The 18,405-nt window shown below is 67.3% G+C and carries 20 protein-coding genes; 2 read left to right on the top strand and 18 right to left on the bottom strand.

Annotated features, from left to right (window positions below; all coding sequences use genetic code 11):
• The 12 genes from ACXAGF_RS12905 to ACXAGF_RS12850 all read right to left on the bottom strand — a co-directional run bounded on the left by ACXAGF_RS12905 (position 1) and on the right by ACXAGF_RS12850 (position 10,940).
• On the bottom strand, positions 1–1,599 hold the full coding sequence (locus ACXAGF_RS12905; protein WP_475017619.1) for a putative PEP-binding protein: 1,599 nt from the start codon (positions 1,597–1,599) through the stop codon (positions 1–3).
• Complete coding sequence (locus tag ACXAGF_RS12900; protein ID WP_475017618.1) at positions 1,583–1,927, bottom strand: HPr family phosphocarrier protein; 345 nt, start codon at positions 1,925–1,927, stop codon at positions 1,583–1,585. Before ACXAGF_RS12900 ends, ACXAGF_RS12905 begins: the two co-directional genes overlap by 17 nt.
• Positions 1,924–2,322 (bottom strand): dihydroxyacetone kinase phosphoryl donor subunit DhaM, encoded by a 399-nt coding sequence (gene dhaM, locus ACXAGF_RS12895; RefSeq protein ID WP_475017616.1) that lies wholly within the window; start codon positions 2,320–2,322, stop codon positions 1,924–1,926. Before dhaM ends, ACXAGF_RS12900 begins: the two co-directional genes overlap by 4 nt.
• Positions 2,319–2,933 carry a dihydroxyacetone kinase subunit DhaL gene (gene dhaL / locus ACXAGF_RS12890; protein ID WP_475017615.1) on the bottom strand — a complete coding sequence of 205 codons (615 nt, stop codon included), beginning with the start codon at positions 2,931–2,933 and terminating at the stop codon, positions 2,319–2,321. The genes dhaM and dhaL overlap by 4 nt, the downstream gene beginning before the upstream one ends.
• 19 nt (positions 2,934–2,952) lie before the next feature.
• Positions 2,953–4,602 (bottom strand): dihydroxyacetone kinase subunit DhaK, encoded by a 1,650-nt coding sequence (locus tag ACXAGF_RS12885; protein ID WP_475019282.1) that lies wholly within the window; start codon positions 4,600–4,602, stop codon positions 2,953–2,955.
• A gap of 37 nt (positions 4,603–4,639) precedes the next feature.
• Positions 4,640–5,647 (bottom strand): ABC transporter ATP-binding protein, encoded by a 1,008-nt coding sequence (locus ACXAGF_RS12880; protein WP_475017613.1) that lies wholly within the window; start codon positions 5,645–5,647, stop codon positions 4,640–4,642.
• Entirely contained in the window at positions 5,640–6,737 is a 1,098-nt protein-coding gene (locus ACXAGF_RS12875) for an ABC transporter ATP-binding protein (protein WP_475017611.1), read from the bottom strand. The genes ACXAGF_RS12880 and ACXAGF_RS12875 overlap by 8 nt, the downstream gene beginning before the upstream one ends.
• A 3-nt stretch (positions 6,738–6,740) precedes the next feature.
• The gene (locus ACXAGF_RS12870) at positions 6,741–6,947 is read right to left on the bottom strand and encodes a hypothetical protein (protein ID WP_475017609.1); all 207 of its coding nucleotides are present in this window, start codon (positions 6,945–6,947) and stop codon (positions 6,741–6,743) included.
• The gene (locus tag ACXAGF_RS12865; RefSeq protein ID WP_475017608.1) at positions 6,944–7,891 is read right to left on the bottom strand and encodes a carbohydrate ABC transporter permease; all 948 of its coding nucleotides are present in this window, start codon (positions 7,889–7,891) and stop codon (positions 6,944–6,946) included. The genes ACXAGF_RS12870 and ACXAGF_RS12865 overlap by 4 nt, the downstream gene beginning before the upstream one ends.
• Positions 7,888–8,856: a carbohydrate ABC transporter permease gene (locus ACXAGF_RS12860; RefSeq protein WP_475017606.1), complete on the bottom strand. Its 969-nt coding sequence runs from the start codon at positions 8,854–8,856 to the stop codon at positions 7,888–7,890. The genes ACXAGF_RS12865 and ACXAGF_RS12860 overlap by 4 nt, the downstream gene beginning before the upstream one ends.
• A gap of 85 nt (positions 8,857–8,941) precedes the next feature.
• Positions 8,942–10,267 carry an ABC transporter substrate-binding protein gene (locus ACXAGF_RS12855; RefSeq protein ID WP_475017604.1) on the bottom strand — a complete coding sequence of 442 codons (1,326 nt, stop codon included), beginning with the start codon at positions 10,265–10,267 and terminating at the stop codon, positions 8,942–8,944.
• A gap of 118 nt (positions 10,268–10,385) precedes the next feature.
• Positions 10,386–10,940: a DUF1643 domain-containing protein gene (locus tag ACXAGF_RS12850; RefSeq protein WP_475017602.1), complete on the bottom strand. Its 555-nt coding sequence runs from the start codon at positions 10,938–10,940 to the stop codon at positions 10,386–10,388.
• Between the two features lie 91 nt (positions 10,941–11,031).
• On the opposite strand from ACXAGF_RS12850, the gene ACXAGF_RS12845 reads away from it, so the two are divergent.
• On the top strand, positions 11,032–11,649 hold the full coding sequence (locus tag ACXAGF_RS12845; RefSeq protein WP_475017601.1) for a hypothetical protein: 618 nt from the start codon (positions 11,032–11,034) through the stop codon (positions 11,647–11,649).
• 18 nt (positions 11,650–11,667) lie between these two features.
• Here the strand turns inward: ACXAGF_RS12845 and ACXAGF_RS12840 are convergent, their stop codons facing one another.
• Positions 11,668–12,309 carry an alpha/beta hydrolase family protein gene (locus tag ACXAGF_RS12840; RefSeq protein ID WP_475017598.1) on the bottom strand — a complete coding sequence of 214 codons (642 nt, stop codon included), beginning with the start codon at positions 12,307–12,309 and terminating at the stop codon, positions 11,668–11,670.
• 270 nt (positions 12,310–12,579) lie between these two features.
• On the opposite strand from ACXAGF_RS12840, the gene ACXAGF_RS12835 reads away from it, so the two are divergent.
• Positions 12,580–13,080 carry a heme-degrading domain-containing protein gene (locus ACXAGF_RS12835; RefSeq protein WP_475017596.1) on the top strand — a complete coding sequence of 167 codons (501 nt, stop codon included), beginning with the start codon at positions 12,580–12,582 and terminating at the stop codon, positions 13,078–13,080.
• A 72-nt stretch (positions 13,081–13,152) separates the two neighbouring features.
• Here the strand turns inward: ACXAGF_RS12835 and ACXAGF_RS12830 are convergent, their stop codons facing one another.
• From ACXAGF_RS12830 to ACXAGF_RS12810, 5 genes are all read right to left on the bottom strand, one after another.
• Positions 13,153–13,923 (bottom strand): ABC transporter ATP-binding protein, encoded by a 771-nt coding sequence (locus ACXAGF_RS12830; protein ID WP_475017593.1) that lies wholly within the window; start codon positions 13,921–13,923, stop codon positions 13,153–13,155.
• Positions 13,920–14,753: an ABC transporter ATP-binding protein gene (locus tag ACXAGF_RS12825; protein WP_475017591.1), complete on the bottom strand. Its 834-nt coding sequence runs from the start codon at positions 14,751–14,753 to the stop codon at positions 13,920–13,922. Before ACXAGF_RS12825 ends, ACXAGF_RS12830 begins: the two co-directional genes overlap by 4 nt.
• Positions 14,750–15,679, bottom strand: coding sequence for a nickel transporter permease (gene nikC, locus ACXAGF_RS12820; RefSeq protein WP_475017589.1), 930 nt, complete (start codon positions 15,677–15,679; stop codon positions 14,750–14,752). The genes ACXAGF_RS12825 and nikC overlap by 4 nt, the downstream gene beginning before the upstream one ends.
• Positions 15,676–16,689: an ABC transporter permease gene (locus ACXAGF_RS12815; protein ID WP_475019281.1), complete on the bottom strand. Its 1,014-nt coding sequence runs from the start codon at positions 16,687–16,689 to the stop codon at positions 15,676–15,678. The genes nikC and ACXAGF_RS12815 overlap by 4 nt, the downstream gene beginning before the upstream one ends.
• Before the next feature lie 69 nt (positions 16,690–16,758).
• Positions 16,759–18,399 carry an ABC transporter substrate-binding protein gene (locus ACXAGF_RS12810; RefSeq protein ID WP_475017587.1) on the bottom strand — a complete coding sequence of 547 codons (1,641 nt, stop codon included), beginning with the start codon at positions 18,397–18,399 and terminating at the stop codon, positions 16,759–16,761.
• Between the last annotated feature and the right edge of the window lie 6 nt (positions 18,400–18,405).

The following is an 18,405-nucleotide window of genomic DNA, read 5'->3' as shown; positions in this document are numbered from 1 at the left end:
TCAGTCCCTTGCCTTGCTGCCATCGGCGTTCAAGCGCGAAAGCGCCGCGCGTGCAAGCGCCATCCTCGCGGGCGGCATGGAGAAATCGCGGAAACCGCAGGCGAGAAGATCCGGCAGGGCGTCCGCGTCCGTCGCCAGGTCGCCGCAGAGGCTGACCGGCTTGCCCGTCGCCAGCGCCAGCGGGGCCGTGTACCGCAGGAAACGCAGGGTTGCCGCCTTCGCGTCGGCGTGGAGGTGCGACACGGCCGCATCGTCGCGCGCGGCCGCCGCAAGATACTGTCCGAGATCGTTCGTTCCGAAGGAGAAGAAGGCGGCCCGTCCGAAGCTCTCCGGCGCCAGTGCCGCCGCCGGCACCTCGATCATGATGCCGAGTGGGGGAACGGCGTGGGCGAGGCCCTGCGCGGCAAGGCGGCCGGCCTCCTCGGCAAGGATTGCGGCCGTGGCGTTCAGTTCGGCCGGGGACGTGACGACCGGCACCAGCACCTGCAGGTGCCCGAGCGGCGCTGCGCGCAGCAGGGCCCGGATCTGGACCCGCAAAGTTGACTGTCGCGCCAGCAGCAGCCGGATCCCGCGCAGCCCGAGATGCGACCGCGGGTCCACCTCTTCGCCCGGCATGGGCTTGTCGGCGCCGTAGTCGAACAGCCGGATCGTCACCGGCCGTCCGTCGGCCCAGGCCAGCACCTGCGAATACAGGCGCAACTGGCGCTCCTCGTCGGCAAAGTCGCCCGGCGCCGTCATCAGGTATTCGGTGCGGAAGAGACCGATGCCGCCGACGGAATGCGGGGGCAGACCGCGCAGGTCGGCGGGGTGGTCGATGTTGGCTCGCAGCATTACCGCAATACCGTCCGCGGTGCGGCACTCCGGCGCTTCGGGGCGGAAGGGTGAGGGCGCCGGCGCCGACACGGCGTTGCCGTTCTCCCTCTCCGGCGCGCCGGCACCGTCCATGACAAGTCCGCGCGAGCCATCGACGAACAGCTCGGTGCCGCTCTCGATCGCCGTCTCGCCGAGGCCGACGACCATGGGGATGCCGCGGCTGCGCGCCAGCATCGCCACGTGGCTGGCGGCGCTGCCACCGGCCAGCGCGATCGCGCCGCCGCCCGACCAGTCGTGGGCCAGAAACAGACTCGGGGCGATGTCGCCGCCGACGAATACGGAGCCCGTCGGAAAATCGGGCGGCGCTTCTCCGTTCAGCGCGCGCAGGACCTGGTTCCTGATGTCGAGCATGTCGCCGCTGCGCGCGCGGATGTGTTCGTCGTCGGAGGCCTCGAAGCCGTGGATGTAGTCGTCCATCGCCGCGGTCCAGGCCGCGACGGCATCGTCACCGGCGCGGATCCGGGCCAGGCCGGGCTCGAGGATCGCCGGATCCTTCAGCATCTCGATCTGGAACTCGAGGATGGCCCCGCTTTGCAGGTCGAAGCTCCCGGCCAGCGCGCGCAGCCGGTCTACGGTCAGCTCGACCGCGGCCAGCAGGCGCCTTGCATCCCCGCCGGCCGGCAGCGGTCGCTGCGGCGCGACGTCGACACCCGCCAGGACGTAGGCCGGCCCGCGCGCGGTTCCGGGAGATGCTCCCTGACCTTGCCATTCAAGCCGTCCGGACATGGCTCTTCTCCTCGTCGAAGTTCCGTTCGACGAGCGCGCACAGCGCCTTCACCGCGTCCTCGGCGCCGATGCCGTCGGCCCGGATCGACAGGACGAAGCCCTTGCGGATGCGGGCGCCCATGATCTTGACGATGCTCTTGCCGTTCAGCCAGACGCCGTCGTCGTTGACCTCGACCTCGATCGCGCAGGGAAAGGACTTGGCCAGCCGGGTGAAGGAAACGGACGGCCTTGCATGCAGACCGATGTCGTGGGTGACCTCGACGCGCGCGCAAACCGGGGCGGAAGGCGGCGTCGGGGTCTGCAGCGGGTTTGTCCGGCGACCGGTCATGGCGACAGTTCCTCCGCCGTTGCCACGACCCGCGCCAGCGCCGCGCCGCCGGAGGCTTCCGCCGCGGCCATTACTGCTCCTTCAACAAGGGGGGCGTTGCAGATCAGGACGCGCCTCGCCCGGACGGGATCGAGCATCTCGATCGCCATTTCACTGTTGGTCTCGGCGCCGCCGAGATCGACGAACACGGCGACGCCAGCTTCCGACCAGGCCGCGGCGATCGCCTCGAGGATGTCCTTCGCACTGGTGCCGAGCCCGCCCTCGGCATTGCCGCCGCACCAGGCCAGCGGGACGCTGTCGCCGACCATCTGGCGCACCATGTCCGCCGTGCCGCGCGCGATCAACGGCGAGTGCGACACGATGACGATCCCGACATTTTCGCCATTGGCTGTCATGCGGCCTGATACTCCCCGAGATAGCGGCATATCGACCGCGTCAAAAGTGCGCAACTGCAGGCGCCGGGGTCCATGTGACCGATGGACCGGTCGCCGAGAAAGGAGGCACGGCCGCGCATCGCCTTCATTGCGATCGTGTCGCCGGCCGCGGCTTCGGCGACCGCGGCGATTCGCGCAAGCGAGGCCTGCTTTAATACTTCCCCCTGGACCGGGTAAAGCACGTCCAGCAGGGTCTTGCATCCCGCGTGCGAGCGGCCGCGCCGCGCCACGGCATCGACCGCCGCCGGCAGCAGTTGCGCCAGATCGGTCTCGATCCGGGCCTCGCCCAGGCGGCGTCCGAGCTCGATCAGCAGCGTGCCGTAGAGCGGCCCCGCCGCACCGCCGACCGTCATCACGAGCGTCAGGCCGATCCGTTCCAGCGCCTGCGCCAGCGGCAGGCCGGCCAAGGCATCGCGCTCGGCGTGGACGGCTTCGCAGCCGCGACGCATGTTGGTGCCATGGTCGCCGTCGCCGATCGCGCGATCGAGGGCGTCGAGATGCTCCGTATTCTCGGCGATGACCTCCCGGCACGTCGCGATCAGGCCGGCGAGAACCGTGCGATCGATCACCACGCGCCCCTCCTGCCGGCTGTCACACGGCCTTGGCGGCGGCTTCGAAGGCGGCCGCCACGGCCTCGGCACCGGGGTCTGGAACGCCCTCCAGGTCTCGCGCGGCCAGATAGGTGGACCGGCCGGCCTTGGCGCGCGTCATCGCGCCGGTTGCGCTCGCCCCTGCGCGGGCGGCGGTGGCGGCGGCACTGAGGCTGCCGGCAGCCAGCGCTTCCAGCGCCGGCGCCAGGGCGTCGACCATGGTGCGGTCTCCCGGCGCCGCGCCGCCGTAGAAGGTCATGCGCTGCAGCCCGGCGGCCAGGGCTGCGGCGACATCCGCCCCCTCCGCCAGCCGCTGTCCGGCGGCAGTGAAGAAAATCGACAGCAGCACGCCGCTCGAGCCGCCCATGCTGGTGCCGAGTGTTTCGCCGATGATGGCGCAGGTCGCGGCGCGATCGTGCAGCGGCAGGTCCGGCAAAAGGGCGAGCACGCTGCGCGCGCCGGTCGCGACGGTGGAGCCGGTGTCGCCGTCGCCGATGCGCGCATCGAGCCGGTTCAGGTCGGCTTCGAGCGCGATCAGCCGTTGGCACACCGCCTCGATAAGCTTTTTCGCGGCGTCGCCGTTGCCGTCTGTCCGTTGGCCGGAACGCGAGCGGGCCCGGTCCGCCGCCTGCGGCGCCGGCAGCACGACCAGGCCGGGCCGCCGCGTCGGCACGATCCAGGCGCGCGGCGCCGCGGCTGAGGTCAGCGCCGCCTCGCGGCCGGCGTCGAGCCTGATCAGCGACAGCGAAAAGCCGTTCATGTTCAGCGCCGTCATCAGCGGCGCCGGACCGATGACCAGTTCGATCTGGTCCGCCAGCGAGGAGCCGAACACCGCCTTGGCGATGACGCCCATCTCGATCGGCGGGACGGAGCCGAGATTGTTGATCAGCAGCGCATACCGGTCCCTGGCGTTGAGCGAGGCGGCCAGGCGCTCGGTCATCGTCCTGACGATCGATGTGGCCTCCTGCAGCATGATCCGCTCGACGCCGGGCTCGCCATGGATGCCGAGGCCGAGTTCGCCCTCGTCGGGGCCGAGGCGATCCTCGTGCGCCTGGCCGGGAATCGAGCAGGTGGAAAGCGACATGCCGAGCGAGACGATATCGGCTGCGGCGTCGCGCGCGGCCGCTGCGACGGCCTCGAGGCTGGCGCCTGTTTCGGCGAGGTGGCCGGCGATCTTGTGTACGAACAGGGTGCCGGCGACGCCGCGCGGCTGGGGGATGTCGGGCAGGGCGATGTCGTCGGCGACGATCGCCATCTCCACCTTGTAGCCCTCGGCGCGCGCCTTCTCGGCCGCCAGGCCGAAATTCAGCCGGTCGCCGGTGTAGTTCTTGACGACCAGCAGGCAGCCCGGATCGCCGGTCACCGCGCGGATGGCGGTCAAGACCGCGTCGACGCTCGGCGAGGCGAAGATCTCGCCGGAAACGGCCGCCGTCAGCATGCCCTTGCCGACAAAGCCCGCATGCGAGGGCTCGTGGCCGGCGCCGCCGCCGGAGATCACGGCCACCTTGGCCTTGTCCCAGTCGGCGCGGACCACGACCTTGATCGACGGATAGCTGTCGAGCCGGGCCAGTTGTCCCGGCGGGGAAGTCAGCAGCAGCCCGTCGAGCGCCTCGGTGACGATGTCTTCCCTGCGGTTGAAGAAGTGCTTCATCGTGTCCATCCCGTCATCGTGTTCGTTTCCTCGCGCCTTACGTCAGGCGCTGCCCGCCGGCGTCGAAATAGAGCGGGTTGCGCAGCCGCAGGTCGATCCGGTCGCCGCGGCGGACTGCGAGGTAGGGATCGGCAAGCGTCACCAGCTTGTGCTGGCCGACCTTGATATGCAGGTGGTTCTGGTCGCCGAGATGCTCGATCCAGTCGATCTCGGCATTGCCCCGGTCGGAGGCGGCGATTTCCAGGTGCTCGGTGCGTGCGCCGATGGTCCGGGTGCCGGCGGGCGCGCTGCCTCCGGGAAGCAGACCCTCCGGGATCAGGTTGATGTGCGGCTGGCCGAGCCGGGCGGCGACATGGAGGTTCGCCGGATTGCTGTAGATCTCGCGCGGCGTGCCGATCTGCACGAGCCGGCCTTCGGCTAGGATGCCGATGCGGTTCGCCATCGTCATCGCCTCGACCTGGTCATGGGTGACGTAGAGCAGGGTGGCACCGAGTTCGCTCTGGATCCGCTTCAGTTCCAGCCGCAGTTCGGCGCGCAGCTTGGCGTCCAGCGACGACAGCGGCTCGTCCATCAGGTAGATCGCAGGCTTGCGCACCAGCGCGCGGCCGATGGCGACGCGCTGCATCTCGCCGCCGGACAACCGGGTCGAGCGGTTCTCCAGCTTGTGGTCGATCCGGACCATCCTGGCCACCTCGCGCACGCGGGCGTCGATCTCGCCTGGCGACAGCCGTCTTGCCGGCGATCGCAGCGGGAAAGCGAGGTTCTCGTAGACCGTCAGGTGCGGGTAGAGCGAGTACTGCTGGAAGACGAAAGCGACGTCGCGGCTGGCCGGCGCCTCGCCGGCCACATCCCGCCCGGCGATGGTGATACGGCCGGCGTCCGGCTTCTCGAGGCCGGCGATCAGGCGCAGGGTGGTGGTCTTGCCGGCGCCCGTCGGGCCGAGCAGCACGACGAACTCGCCGTCCCGGATCGTCAGGTTGATGCTGCTGACGGCCTCGGTTTCGCCGAAGGCCTTGCTGATGGCGGTGAGCGTGACTTCAGCCATGGCGGGCCTCCGCATAGAGGGATGAGGGGATGGCCTTGCCGGAGGCGCAGTCGAACAGCGACAGCCGGTCGCAGGCAAGGTCGAGGCCGACATTCTCGCCAATGGAGAAGTCCAGGTCCGCCGAGACGCGGGCCTTGACCATGCCCTGTGCGGTCTCGACCGAGACGATCTGGTTGGTGCCGAGATACTCCTTGCCATAGACGGCGCCGCGCAGCGGGGCGGCATCGTCGAAGCGCACGTGCTCCGGGCGAACCCCGAGCGCCAGCTCGCTCCGTGCCTTCGCGGCCAGCACCTCGGGCACGCGGACCGCCACATCCCCGAGCGTGACCGTCGTGGCCCCGGTCTCCAGGCCCGACTGGAAGCGCAGGAAGTTCATCGGCGGCGAGCCGATGAAGTCGGCGACATACATCGAGGTCGGGCGGTTGTAGATCTCCTGCGGCGTGCCGTACTGCTCGATCACGCCGTGGTTCATGACGGCGATCTTGTCGGCCATCGCCATCGCCTCGTGCTGGTCGTGCGTGACATAGACGGTGGTGGCGTGGATGCGGTTGTGCAACTCGCGCAGTTCGTGAACCATGACCTCGCGGAACTCCGCATCCAGCGTGCCGAGCGGCTCGTCCATCAGAAAGCATTTCGGGCGGCGCACGATCGCGCGCCCGAGCGCCACGCGCTGGCGGTCGCCGCCGGCCAGGCCCGAGACGGAGCGGTCGAGGATGTGGTCGATCTGCAGCAGGCGCGCCGTCTCCTCCACGCGCCGTCTGATCTCCGCCCGCGGCACGCCCTGCGACAGCAGCGGGAAGCCGATGTTCTTGCGCACGTTCATGTGCGGATAGAGCGCGAAGAGCTGGAAGACGAAGGCGATGTCGCGGGCGCTGGCGCGGTTGAAGGTGACGTCCTCGCCGTCGAGATAGATGCTGCCGCTGGTCGGCAGCTCCAGCCCGGCGATCATCCGCAACGTCGTCGTCTTGCCGCAGCCGGACGGTCCCAGCAGCGCCAGGAACTCGCCGTCCTCCACCGTGAAGGTGGAGTCCTCGACCGCGGCGAAGCTGCCGAACTGCTTGCGCAGGTGCTCGATCCTGATCTCCGCCATGGCTTACTCCGGAAACTTCGATACGATGATGAACATCACGGTGCCGGCGAGCAGGGTCACCAGCGACCAGGTGTAGAGCACCAGCGCGAACGGCTGGAACAGCATCAGGAAGCCAAGCGCGATCACCGCGGTGGCGATGTTCTCCATCGGGGCGCGACGGAGGAAGAAGGGGTGCCGCTTCTTCGGCGTGGGCGAGCTCTCGATCGTCATTTGCGGACCGCTCCAAAGGTGATGCCGCGCAGCAACTGCCGGCGCAGCAGGATGGTGAAGACGAGGATCGGAACGAGAAAGATCGTCGTGCCGGCGGCGACCGCGGGCCAGTCCATGCCGCCTTCGCCGATGATCGTCGGGATGAAGGGGGGCGCCGTCTGGGCCGAGCCGGAGGTCAGCAGCACGGCGAAGGCATATTCGTTCCAGGCGAAGATCAGGCAGAAAATGGCGGTGGCGGCGATCCCGGTCGTCGCCTGCGGCAGCACCACCTTGCGAAAGGCCTGCAGGCGCGAGTAGCCGTCGATCATCGCCGCTTCCTCGTATTCGCGCGGGATCTCGTCGATGAAGCCCTTCAGCAGCCAGACGGCGAGCGAGACGTTGACCGCGGTGTAGAGCAGGATCATGCCGAGCGCGGTGTCGGACAGGCCAAGCTCGCGGTACATCAGGTAGATGGGGATCGCGACGGCGATCGGCGGCATCATGCGCGTCGACAGGATGAAGAACAGCAGGTCGTCGGCCAGCGGCACGCGGAAGCGCGAGAAGCCGTAGGCCGCGAGCGTGCCGAGGAAGACGGCGAGGAAGGTCGAGCCGAAGGCGATCACCATCGAGTTGGTGAAGCGCGGCCAGTAGTTCGACGGCCCGGCGATCACCATGTTGCGGCTGCGGGTGATCTCGTCGCAGGTCGATTGCGGCGGCCCGAGCGATTCGATGTATTCCGGCGTCTGGCGCGTGCGCGTGGTGAAGAGGTTGCAATAGCCCTCGAGTGTCGGGGTGAAGACGAGTTTCGGTGGATAGCTGATCGAATCCGGCGGCGACTTGAAGCTGGTCATGAAGATCCAGGCCAGCGGCACCATCGTGACGATCGCGTAAAGCACGACGATGATGCCGGCGACGCGCTTGGTCGTGGCGCTGGGCTCGACGACGGAATGGGCGGACGTGCTCATCTCTGCTTCACCTTGTTCAATGCCTTGACGTAGATGTTGGCGAGCCCGAAGACGGCCACGAAGAGGATGATGGCGAAGGCCGAGGCGCGGCCTGTGCGCCAGCTCTCGAACGCCTCGCGCTTGAGCGTGATCGAGGCGACCTCGGTGGTCGAGCCAGGGCCGCCGCCGGTGAGCAGCATGACCATGTCGAACATCTTGAAGTTCTCGATGCCGCGGAACAGCACCGCCAGCATGATGAACGGCAGCGCCATCGGCACGGTGATCGACCAGAACTGCCGCCAGGCCGAGGCCCGGTCGACTTCCGCCGCCTCGTAGATGTAGTCGGGGATCGAGCGCAGGCCGGCGAGGCAGATCAGCATGACGTAGGGCGTCCACATCCACGTGTCGACGATGATGATCGCCCAGGGCGCCAGCGCGACCGAGCCGAGCATCTCGAAGGATGAGGGCGGCACGCCGGTGACGTAGGAGACGATGTAATTGAACAGCCCGATCTGCGGCTGGTAAAGGAACCGCCAGAAGTTGCCGACCACGGCCGGCGACAGCATCATCGGAATCAGGATGACCGTCGTCCAGAAGGCGTGGCCGCGAAACTTGCGGTCGATGAGATAGGCCAGCGTGAAGCCGATCAGCGTCTGCAGCAGGATCGTCCAGAAGACGAAATGCGCGGTCGTCTGCATCGCGATCCAGATGTCGCTGTCCGTCAGGACGCGCTGGTAGTTCTGCAGGCCGACATCGGCCACATCGGCATTCGGCCGGTTGGCGCGGTAGTTGGTGAAGGACAGACGGATCGCCCAGATCAGCGGAAAGATGTTGATCGCCAGCAGCAGCGCGATCGTCGGGGTAATGAACAGCCAGGCGATGGCTCGGTCGGACAGGCCGCCGATGCGCCGAGCGAGCGAAGCCGGGGTGGAGGTCGCTGCCCGCTCCGCACCCTTTTCCAGAATGGTCGTATCGGAATCGATCACGGACTTTACCTTGAAGCTCGGGAAAGGTCGGTCGACGGCAGGGCCGCCCGAACGCTCGCGCGCCGGACGGCCCACCGGGAGGAAATCAGAGTTTCCCGTCATCCTCGAAGATTTCGGTCCAGTCCTTGACCAGTCCGTCGAGTGCTTCCTGGGCCGTGCCCTGATCGGCGACGACATAGTCATGCAGGCGCTTCTGCATGGACTGCAGCAGGATCGCGTAGGACGGTTCCTGCCAGAAGTCCTGCACCTGGTTCATCGCGACGAGGAAGTCGGCCGCGAACGGCTGGCTGTCCTTGAACGAGGGGTCGTTCAAGACGTCGTTGTGGACCGCGTAGCCGCCGAGCTGCCACCACTTCTTCTGCACGTCCGGCTGGGCGAACCATTTGATGTAGGCGAGCGCGCCGTCCATGTTGTCGGTGTTGGCGACGACGGAGATGCCCTGTCCGCCGAGCGTGGAGGCGGCAACGGTCTGCTTCGGGTTGACGAAGAAGCCGATCTTGTCGCCGCCGACGTTCTCATCCTTGTACAGGCCGGGGAAGAAGGCGAACCAGTTCATCGCCATGGCGGCCTGGCCGGATTTGAAGGCGTCGAGCGATTCCGTCATGTAGGAATCGGTGTAGCCCGGCGGCGTACAGCACTTGTAGAGTTCCTTGTAGGCCTCCAGCCCCTTGACGGCACCCTCCGAGTTCACCGCCCCTTCCATGTCGTACTTGCCGGTGGTGTTCTCGTATTTGAAGCCATAGGGATAGAGCGCCTGCGTCGCGCCCATGGTGATGCCTTCCGAGGCGCGCTCGGTGAAGATCGCCGCGCCGTAGACCTTCTTGCCGTCGATCTCCTTGCCGGTGAAGAACTTGGCCGTCTCGATCAGCTCGTCCCAGGTCTGGGGAACCGTCAGGTCGCGGCCGGTCTTCTCCTTGAACTCGGCCTGGATTTCCGGCTTGTTGAACCAGTCCTTGCGGTAGAACCAGGCATTGGCGTCGCCCATCGCCGGCAGCGCCCAGTAGTTTGGCGTGCCCTTCGGCCAGGTCGAGTAGGCATAGACCGCGGCGTCGGCGAAGTCGCTCATCTTGATCCCTTCCTTGTCGAAGAAATCGTTGAGCTTGATGTAGTAGCCATTCTCGGCCGAGCCGCCGATCCACTGGCTGTCGCCGATCAGAAGGTCGCACAGCTTGCCGCCCGAATTGAGCTCGTTCAGCATGCGGTCGGCGAAATTCGGCCACGGAACGAATTCGAACTTCATCTGCGTGCCGGTCTGCGCGGTAAAGTCCTTGGACAGTTCGACCAGCGCATTGGCCGGGTCCCAGGCCGCCCAGCAAAGGGTCAGTTCATCGGCTTGCGCCAGGCTCGGAAGCGCCGTCGACAGGCCAAGCGCCATCGTTACCCCGAGAAGGGGTTTTTGTATCGTCTTCATGAAATCCTCCCAGATTCGAAAGGAAGCCCCACGCCGCCCTTCGGAAAACGCCCTGCTCACAATGCCCGGCACGGCCCTCACTCCGCCATGTTGAGCAATGTGTTTAGTGAAGCTCAATTCACTCAACAATGCAAGGGCAATCGTTGCTGCGGCGCAACGGCGTCGAAGGGGGGAGGGTGGTCCCGTGCCAGGACAGGCGCGGTTGCGCCGCCGGAACGTAGAGCGGATGACGCGGTTGGCCGGTCTTCGTCAGGCCGAGGCAGGATATGTCCGCGGCGATGATCGAGAGCACCCGCAGTGCCCGGGCGCGCGCCAGCGGATGCGTGCCCCAGGCGGCGACGATATCGCGCCCGCCAGGTCGGCAGACCCGGCGGATGTGCCCGTCGTTGTCCGCCCCGACCGGGTCGGCGGCGGCGCGCAGATCGTCCGGATCGGTGGCGCACAGTGCGTAGAGGTTGACGACGATCATGGCGCCGTAGCCCCAGGCCCGGGAGAAGGCGGTGCAGCGCCGGATCGTCGGATCGTCCGTATCGGCGTCTGCCCTGGAGGGATTGAGCATGATCCAGACGAGCGGGGCGCGGTCGGGGCACCAACTGCGCTCGAGTCGGTAGCGATAGCGGCCGCAACCGGAAAAGATCGCGTCGCCGGAAGGGACAGATGCACTCGCGGGCATCGCTGGCTTCCTTGCGTCTCAAGTCGACTCGCCGATCCGGTTGATGCTACGCCTACAGGTTCCGCCATCGCCAGACCAAAGGGGGCATGCAATGCCGTTGCAGAACCGGGTGACGCCCTTCGGCGAGATCGTCGCCATCGACGGGCGTGGCATGTTCACCGGCAATCGCGGCATCATACACGATCCGGCCACGCGCACGCTGACGAAGCGGCGGTGGGTGGGCAAGGCCTGGATCACCTGTACCTGCCAGTACAAGGGAATCCGCCGCGCCGTCATGGCGGCGCGAAGCTGGACGGAGTTGTTCTTCCTCGACGAGGCGACCGCGCTGGCGGCCGGCCATCGCCCCTGTTTCCTTTGCCGCAGGATGGAGGCGGAATGGTTTCGTACCGCCTGGGGCCTGGGCAATGGAACAGCCGTGCCCAGCGCGCCGGAGATGGATGCCGTGCTGCACGCGCAGCGGCTATACCGCCGCGAAAAGCGCCTGCACCCGATTGCGGTTCCGCTGCCAGCGCTGCCGGACGGAGCCATGATCGCAGCCGGCGGCTCGGCCTATCTGATCAGGCAAGGCCAGTCCCATCTGTGGTCGGGCTCCGGTTACCGGCGGGTTGCGCTGCCGCATCCGGTCGACGGTCTTTTGACGCCACCGGCGACGCTGGCGGCGCTTGTGGCCGGCTACCACCCGGTCCTCCACCCCTCCGCCTTCGGGTGAGGCCCGGCTCTGATGTCGTCAGCCGCCCAGTCGGCCGGCCCAGTCCGATGTGGCGGTGGCCATCGTCTTGAGGTGATCGGCCACCGAGAAGCCGGAGATCGTCTTGCGCGGCTTCAGGTCGTGGTCACCGTCCTCCAGCCAGAGGATGTCGATCCGCCCCGACAGCAGATAGGCCGCCACCTCGTCGCGGGTGCCGAACTCGTCGCGGCTGCCCTGGCAGATCAGCGTCGGGGTCGAGAGATCGGCAAGGTGCCGGGTGCGGAGCTGCCCGGGTTTCCCCGGGGGGTGAAACGGATAGCCGAGGCACAGGAGGCCGGCGATGCGGCCGGCCGCATGCAACTCGTCGGCGACCATGCTCGCCACGCGTCCGCCCATGGATTTGCCGCCGATGATCAGCGGCCCGCTCGCGCCGAGTTCCTCAACCGCCGCGACGTATTCCGGCTTCAACGTCTCGGCGCGCGGCGGCGGCTTGCGACCGCCCGCCGTTCGGCGCGCGGCCATGTAGCCGAACTCGAAGCGGGCGACGCGAAAGCCGGCCGCGGCCAGCGCGCCGGCCGCCGCAGTCATCGAGGCGGAATCCATCGGGGCGCCGGCGCCGTGCGCCAGCAGGACCGCCGTTCCGGCGTCCGCCGGGCCATCGAACAGGAACCTCTCGTTCATCGGCTATTCCACTTTCTGTGCCGCACCGCCCTTGAAATCGACCAGGCATGCGCTCATATCACGGGTCTACCTGAAAAACGGACCCATTTGGCATCGGCGATGGCCGAGCCGCATGGCGCCCGACAGGATAAGGGCGCTCCCCGCAAGGGTCGAGCGCCCTTTTTGCATCGCGGCTGCCCAGCGCCAGGTACCGGATTGCCGCCGCACGCCCTTGTGCCGCCAGGTGCGGCGCGTTACGAGGGCAGAAGTTGGCAGGCGCGGGAGGCGACCATGACGGAAGATCTCAAGGACGACATCGCAAGGCTCGAACGGCAGGAGCAACTCCTGCGCTTCACCCGGTTCGATCCGGATACGGCCTGGCGGCTCGGCGGGATCCTGCGCGAGATTGCCGTCGAACGCGAGGCCGCGATCGCCATCGACATCTCGCTGCGCGACCGGACACTGTTCCATGTCGTGCTTCCCGGCACGACCACGGACAATGCCGAATGGATCCGGCGCAAGCGCAACACGGTGCTGCGGCTGTGGCATTCCTCCTATCTGGTCGGCCGCCGGCTGGCCTATGCGCATCGGCTGCAGGAGGAAGCGCACAACCTGCCGTTGTCCGAGTTCGCCACCCATGGCGGCGGCTTCCCGCTGCTCATCGACGGGCTCGGCTGCGTCGGCGCGGTGACCGTCTCCGGCGTTCCGCAACGGATGGACCACGCCATCGTCGCCGACGGCCTGGCGCGGGTGCTCGGCGTCGACCTCGGCGAGGCGCGCCTGCCGGAATAGCGCGCTGTCGCCGGCACCGCCGCCCCACGCGGCCGGCCCCGGTCGGCCGCCGTCAGGCTGAGCCGCGCCCGCTCACACCGCTTCTTGTCGGCTCGCCGTGCGCTGGTAGCCCTCGCTGGCCTCGAACAGCGTCTTCGTGTAGTCCGCGGTGAATGTATGATCGGCCAGCGCGGTGGCGGGAAGGGTCTCGACCACCTGTCCGGCCTGCATGATCGCCAGCCGCTCGCACATGTGGTTCACGACGGCGAGATCGTGGCTGACCATGACGAAGGTCAGCCGGCGGTCCTTGCGCGTCTGCTCCAGCAGGTTGAGGATTTCCGCCTGGACCGAGGCGTCGAGCGCCGAGGTCGGCTCGTCGAGCAGCACGATCGAGGGTTCGACGATCAGGGCGCGGGCGATCGCCACGCGCTGGCGCTGGCCGCCCGACAACTGGTGGGGATAACGGAAGCGGAAACCGCGGCCGAGGCCGACCTCGTCGAGCGCGCGCACGATCCGGGCATCGGCGTCGCCGAAGCCGTGGATCGCCAGCGGCTCCAGCAACGCCCGGTCGATGGTCTGGCGCGGATGCAGCGAACCATAAGGGTCCTGAAAAACCATCTGGACCTGGCGGTAGAAGCCGCGGTCGCGCTTGCCGTGCGCCAGCTTTCTGCCGTCGACCGCGATCGTTCCGGCGCTGACCGGCGCAAGCCCGGCGACGGCGCGCAGAAGCGTCGACTTGCCCGAGCCGGATTCGCCGACGAGACCGAAGGATTCGCCGCGCGCGACGGCAATGCTGACATCGTCCAGCGCCTTGTGCCCGTGGAACGCGACGCCGAGCGCGCTGACTTCGAGTGCCGCCGTCATAGGGACCACTCCGGTTTGCGATCGAGAACGGGCAGGGGGTGCCGGTCGTGGCCGATGCGCGGCAGGGAGTTGAGCAGCCCGCGCGTATAGGGATGCTGGGCATCGGCGAGATCGGCGGTCGCCAGTTCCTCGACGATTCTGCCGGCATACATGACGATGACCCGGTCGCAGAAGGTCGAGACCAGTCGCAGGTCGTGCGAGACGAAGATCAGACCCATGCCGCGCTCGGCGACGAGCCGGTCGAGGATCGCCAGCACCTCCAACTGCACGGTCACGTCGAGCGCCGAGGTCGGCTCGTCCGCGATCAGCAGTTCGGGGTCGGCGACGAGCATCATCGCGATCATCGCGCGCTGGCCCATGCCGCCGGAGACCTCGTGCGGGTGCAAGTCGAACACGCGCTCCGGGTCGCGGATCTGCACCGCCTCCAGCATTTCGAGCGCCCGCTCGCGGGCCTCGGCGCGCGAGACGTTGTCGTGCGCCTTCAGCGTCTCCATGATCTGGCGGCCGATCGTCATCACCGGGTTCAGCGAATATTTCGGATCCTGCAGGATCATCGCCATCTGCTTGCCGCGCAGCGATCGGCGCTGCCTCGGGCTGGCGGCGAGGAGGTCGATGTCCTTGAACCTCATCGTCCGGGCGGCGACGGTCGCCTGCGGCGGCGTCAGCCCCATGATCGCGCGGCCGGTCTGCGACTTGCCCGAGCCGGACTCGCCGACGATGCCGAGCCGTTCGCGGCCCAGCTTCATCGTGATGCCGCGCACGGCCTTGATCGGGCCGGTGCGGCCCGGGAAGGTGACGTGGAGGTCTTCGATGTCGAGAAGCGGGGTCACCGGCCTTCCTCCTTCGGATCGAGCGCGTCGCGCAGGCCGTCGCCGAGCAGGTTGAAGCCGAGGCTGACGATCAGGATGGCGGCGCCCGGGGCGGCGGCCACCCACCACTGGTCGAGGATGAAACGGCGGCCGGAGGCGATCATCGCGCCCCATTCGGGCAACGGCGGCTGCGCGCCAAGGCCGAGAAAGCCGAGGCCGGCCGCGGTCAGGATGATGCCGGCCATGTCGAGCGTGACGCGCACGATCAGCGAGGGCATGCACAGCGGCATGATGTGGCGCAGCACGATGCGCATCGGCGAGGCGCCCATCAATTTCACCGCCGCAATGTAGTCGGCGTTGCGGAAGGTCATGGTTTCCGCCCGGGCAATGCGGGCATAGGGCGGCCACGACGTGATCGCGATCGCGAGCACCGCATTTTCGATACCCGGCCCGAGCGCGGCGACGAAGGCGAGCGCCAGCACCAGCTTCGGGAAGGCCAGGAAGATGTCGGTGATGCGCATCAGCACCGCGTCGATCCAGCCGCCGGCGTAGCCGGACACGGTGCCGATCAACAGGCCGACGGGCGCGGCGATGACGGCGACGAGGACGACCACGAACAGGGTCAGCCGCGATCCGTAGATCACGCGCGAGAGGATGTCGCGGCCCTGGTCGTCGGTGCCGAACCAGTGTAGCGCGCTCGGCGCCAGCAGCCGCTCGTCCTTCAGGTTGCCGACATAGGGCGAATAGGGCGCCAGCAGGTCGGCAAAGGCCGCGGTCAGCAGCAGCAGGACCAGGATCAGGAGGCCGATGACGGCGAGCTTGTTCTCGCAGAAGCGGTGCCAGGTGGCATAGGCGCGGCCAAGGCGGGCCTGCAGGCGCGAAGCCGGCCGCTCGGTCATCAGCCATTCTCGCCAGGTCTGCGGCATAGGGGAGGAGATGTCGCTCATTGCGTGCGCGTCCTCGGGTCGAGTGTCCGGTAGAGCAGATCCGACAGCAGGTTGATGGCGATGAAGACGGAGCCGATGACGATGGTTCCGCCGAGCACCGCGTTCATGTCGGCGTTCTGGAGCGAATTGGTGATATAGAGGCCCAGGCCCGGCCAGGCGAAGACGGTCTCGGTCAGCACCGAGCCCTCGAGCAGGCCGGCATAGGACAACGCGATCACCGTGATCAGCGGCACGGCGGCGTTGCGCAGCGCGTGGCCCCAGATGATGCGCGTTTCCGAAAGGCCCTTGGCGCGGGCGGCGATGATGTATTCCTGGCCCAGCTCGTTCAGCATGAAGCTGCGCGTCATCCGGCTGATATAGGCGAGCGAGAAATAGCCGAGCAGGGAAGCCGGCAGGGCGATGTGGCGGATCAGGTCCCACAGCACGTCCCAAGCGCCCTGCATCGTCGCGTCGAGGAGGTAGAAGCCGGTCACCGGCGTGAACGAATACTCGTAGATGACGTCGATGCGGCCGGGAAATGCCGCCCATTTCAGCTTGGCGTAGAACAGCACGAGCGACAGCAGCGCCAGCCAGAAGATGGGTACCGAATAGCCGATCAGGCCGATGACGCGGACGACCTGGTCGGCGAGGCTGCCGCGCTTGACGGCGGCGAGCACGCCGAGCGGAATTCCGAACAGTGCGCCGATGACCGTGCCGAGGGTGGCAAGCTCAATCGTTGCCGGGAAGACGCGGCGGATATCCTCCATCACCGGGTTGGTGGTCAGCACCGAATTGCCGAAACTGCCCTGCATCGCGCCCTTCACATAGAGGAAGAACTGCTGGTAGAGCGGCAGGTTGAGGCCCATTTCCTCGCGCGTTCGGTCAACGACGTGCTGCGGCGCCCGGTCGCCGAGAACGGCGAGCACCGGGTCGACCGGAATGACGCGGCCGATGAAGAAGGTGACGGCGAGGAGGCCGAGATAGGTGGTCGCCACGATCACCAGGAAACGGAGCGCAGCGAGAAACAGCATGCGGGCGCGGGCGCTTGCGCGCCCGGCCCCAGCCTGTGTCGAAATGGGGGACAACGGTCTCTTTCCCGATCAGTCCTTGGAAACGCCGGAGACGAAGTTGGTGTCGAAGCTCGGTCCGAGCTTGAATCCCTTCACATTCGCGCGGATGCCGGCTACTTCGGTCTGCTGGAAGATGATGACGAAGGGGCTGGTCTCCAGCGCCGTCTTCTGCAGTTCCCGATACATCTGGGCGCGCTTGTCGCTGTCCTTCTCAAGCAGCGCGGCCTGCGTCTTTTCCGTCAGCTCCGGCACGTCCCAGGCATTGCGCCAGGCGAGCGTCTTGTTCTTGCCCTCGTCGGAATTGTCGGGGTTCGAGGTGAAGGTCTCGGCATTGGAGTTCGGGTCGAAGTAGTCCATGCCCCACTGGCCGATATACATGTCGTGGTTGCGGGCGCGGTACTTCGTCAGCGTCTGCTTGCCGTCGCCCGGGATGATCTCGAGCTTCACGCCGGCCTCGCCGAGCGTCTGCTGGAAGGATTCGGCAATGCCCGACACCGGCTGGGTGTTGCGCACGTCCATGGTGACGGTGAAGCCGTCCGCCAGCCCGGCCTTGGCCAGGAGGTCCTTCGCCTTGGCGACGTCCTTCTGGTAGGGGTTCTCGTCGAGTTCGCCGAGCACGCCCTTGGGCAGGAAGGTCTGGTGGATCTCGCCGATGCCCTTGATCAGGGTCGCGCCGATCGCGTCGTAGTCGACCAGGTACTTGAAGGCCTCGCGCACCTCGGGCTTGGCCAGGTTCTCGTTCTTCTGGTTGAGGCTGATGTAGTAGACCGTGCCCTTCGGCGCGCTGGTCGAGGCAAGGCCGGCGTTCTTGGCGATCGCGTCGAGGTCGCCCGGATCGAGGTTGCGGGCGACGTCGACGTCGCCGGCCTCGAGCGCCAGACGCTGGCCCGAGCTTTCCTTCATGTGGCGGTAGATGACGCGGGCAAGCTTGGCCGGCTCGCCGTGGTAGTTGTCGTTTCTCTCCATCACGACGAGTTCGTTGGCGCGCCAGTCGCGCAACTTGAAGGCGCCGGATCCGGCATAGCCGGTCTTCAGCCACTCGTTGCCGAAGTCTGTGTCGTACTTGTACTCGTCGGTCGGCGTGACCGGCTTGGCGTGCTCCATCACCAGCGTCTTGTCGACGACGGAGGCGACTGTCGCCGTCAGGCAGTTGAGCACGAAGGAGGGCGCGTAGGCCTTGTCGACGGTGAAGACGAAGGTGAGTTCGTCGGCGGCCTTCGCCTTCTCGGTGACGTTGTCGCCGGTCAGGCCGAACTGGGTGAGGATGAAGGCCGGGCTCTTGTCGAGCTTGACGGCGCGCTCGAACGAGTAGGCGACGTCCTCGGCGGTGATCGGATTGCCGGAGGCGAACTTCATGCCGGACTTGAGCTTGAAGGTGTAGGTCAGACCGTCGTCGGAGACGGTCCAGCTCTCCGCCAGGTCGCCCTTGACCTTGGAGGTGTCGTTCTGGTCGAGGCGGACCAGCAGGTCATAGGTGTTGCTGGTCACTTCTGCGGTCGACAGCTCGAACGCCTCGCCCGGGTCCATGGTGATGATGTCGTCGATGGCAAAGGCCTCGACCAGCGTGTCCTGCGGCGTGTCGGCGAATGCCGCCGGGGCCGTCATCATCAGGAGCGAAAGCGCGGCGCTCGTTGCGAGCATGCGGGCGCGGCCATTGAACATTTTCGTCATTTTGGT

Source organism: Mycoplana sp. ABR4_002, from assembly GCF_056159645.1.
The sequence above is the reverse complement of the archived record's forward strand: the minus strand, read 5'-3'. Positions and strand labels throughout refer to the sequence as shown.